The organism is Butyrivibrio sp. MC2013 (assembly GCF_000424585.1).
Lineage (GTDB): Bacteria > Bacillota > Clostridia > Lachnospirales > Lachnospiraceae > Butyrivibrio.
In genome coordinates this window covers 1-2525 of the sequence record NZ_AUKE01000048.1, presented here as the reverse complement: position 1 = coordinate 2525, position 2525 = coordinate 1, and the positions used below count along the sequence as shown (strand labels likewise).

Below are 2525 nucleotides of genomic sequence, written 5' to 3'. Positions count from 1 at the left end.
AAAAAATCTTAAAGGAGAACTGGCAGTAATGGATAGTCTTGATATCAAGCCAAACTATGCTGCCCTTGGTAGGAAATATGGCATGGATTGGAGGACTGTCAAAAAATATCATAACGGATACAAGGGCAAGCCCAAAACAAGAAATAAAGGCAGTAAACTTGATCAGTATAAAGACGAGATTTCGGATAAGCTGACCATCAGAAGATTAACTGTTAAGGGGCTATATGAATTCATGGTGAAGAAATACGGCATAAATCGGATAGGCTCCTATACGAATTTCAACTTCTATATCACCAAGAACAAGCTTAAGCCTAAAGCAAAGAATAGCGGAGGTCATCCCAGATATGAAAAAGGTCCTGGTGAACAGGCTCAGGTAGATTGGAAGGAAGATATTGATATAGCCAATAAGTATGGTGAAATCTTTACTATTAACGTGCTTCATACCACCTTAAAGTATTCCAGGTTCAGCCATCTTGATATGTCTATACAGAAAAGATTTGATGATGTCTCACGTGGGCTCATAAACAGTTTTGTTAAATTTGGGGGTGTACCTTTAGAACTGCTCTTTGACAACATGTCTTCTGTAGCGAATGTAAAGGCTAAGCCTAAAAAGCCAACTGAAAGCATACGAAAAATGGCAAAAGATTTCGGATTTAAAATCAGATTCTGCGGCACGAGGCAGGCGCAGACCAAGGGCACTGTTGAAGCCAAGAATAAGGTAATCGACTGGATAAGGGCCTATGAGGGCGAGTTTGAGACTGTTGAAGAGCTGGCTGCAATAATTGAAGAAATCAATCAGGAAATGAATATCACCATAAATCAGGAAATAAAGATATCTCCAACGGCTCTCTTTTACAAGGAAAAAGAGTATCTGAAGCCCCTGCCTAATCAGAGCATCATTGATGAATACCTGAAGCCAAACAAGTATAAAGTCTCAAATGAAGCATTGATAAGGGTAGGCAATAGCAGATACTCTGTAAGCCCTGAGCTCATTGGTGAAGAGGTCACGACCGACCTTTTGGATAACAAGCTCTATATCTATTATAACGGAAAGCTTGTTACCTTTCACTCTCTGAGCAGCAATTCCATAAATTACAAGGATGAGCATTATCGTGATCTCATGAAAGGAAAGGTAAAAAAAGAAGACATGGAAAAAGTTGTAACTGAAAATCTTGAAAAAATGGATCAGCTACTTAACAGCAGAAATATAGAGGTCTCAGCACTAGAAGCAACAAAATCAGCCGAAGCACTCATTGCATATCTTAATCAGAGCGAGTATGGGCACTGGATCATAGAGCATTATGCTCATATCCCGGTCGCAGACAGGCTTACTTTTATCAAGGGAATGAACATGACACTACCATATGTGGCGGACAGAGAGAATTTCATATCAAACATAAAGTTTTCCCTTAAGGATAATCTATGCAAGTACCTTGATCTGGATTGTTGGATTCATGATTACATGGCGCCATGTAGCGCAGAATGTATCCTGACCGATGAAGGATATAAAGTAATCAAGAAAAAATATGAGAAAGATATAGAAGCCTTTATCGAGGATATACGCAAAGAGGCTGAGGAGTACGAAAACAGTAATCAAGAGGATATTCCTGAAGACTCAGGAATCAATTTTCCTGATTATATAGATTTAAACATACCCGAAGGCGAAGATATGCCGTTTTAGGAAGGAGAAAAATGAATACTTATAACAGTCTGGCAAATAACCTTGAATCCCTGGAGCTTCACCGCTTCAGGGAGAATATCGACAAATATCTTGATATGATTGCCGATGGCAGTAAGACAGCACTCGACGCTATCTATGAACTTACTGAAATGGAGATTGGATTCCGAAAGGAACAGACAATCAAAGGATGCGTAAAAGTGGCCAACTTTCCATTTCTAAAAGAAATCAATGAGTTTGATTTCAGTTTTCAGCCATCTCTGGATAAGGCAAAGATTATGGATTTAATGACCCTGCGATTTCTTGAGAACAACGAAAATATCATTTTTTGTGGAACTCCGGGCGTTGGTAAGACCAATCTTGCTGTATCAATCGGAATAGAGGCTGCAAAGCACAGATACTGCGTTTACTTTATTACATTTCAAGATTTGATATCACAGCTTAAGAAAGCTGCTTCCGAGAACAGACTTGATACAAGAATCAAATTTTTCTGTAGATATAAAGTGTTGATTATAGACGAGCTTGGCTATCAGAAGATGGATGTTGATTCAGCAAATCTGTTCTTCAACCTGATAGCCAAAAGATATGAGAAGTCATCAACTATAATCACTACAAATAGCCCCTTCTCTAAGTGGGCTGATATATTTCAGGAGCCAGTTCTTACAAATGCTTTGTTGGACAGGCTACTTCATCACTGTTCTGTCATAAACATCAATGGACCATCATACAGGCTCAAGGATCAAATGCAGTTTATGACTGAAGACAATTAAAAAATCTCAAATAAAAATGTTGTTTTTCATACATCTTTATTTGAGATAAATCCTACATTTTTATATTGACATTTGCA

The 2525-nt window shown here is 38.3% G+C and carries 2 protein-coding genes; both read left to right on the top strand.

The window, feature by feature from the left end:
- Positions 1 to 1681: IS21 family transposase (gene istA / locus G636_RS18790; RefSeq protein WP_207640246.1), on the top strand; the 1681-nt coding region annotated here is incomplete at its 5' end.
- Positions 1682 to 1692: 11 nt separating this feature from the next.
- Positions 1693 to 2448: an IS21-like element helper ATPase IstB gene (gene istB / locus G636_RS0114410; RefSeq protein ID WP_026508613.1), complete on the top strand. Its 756-nt coding sequence runs from the start codon at positions 1693 to 1695 to the stop codon at positions 2446 to 2448.
- Positions 2449 to 2525: the final 77 nt, after the last annotated feature.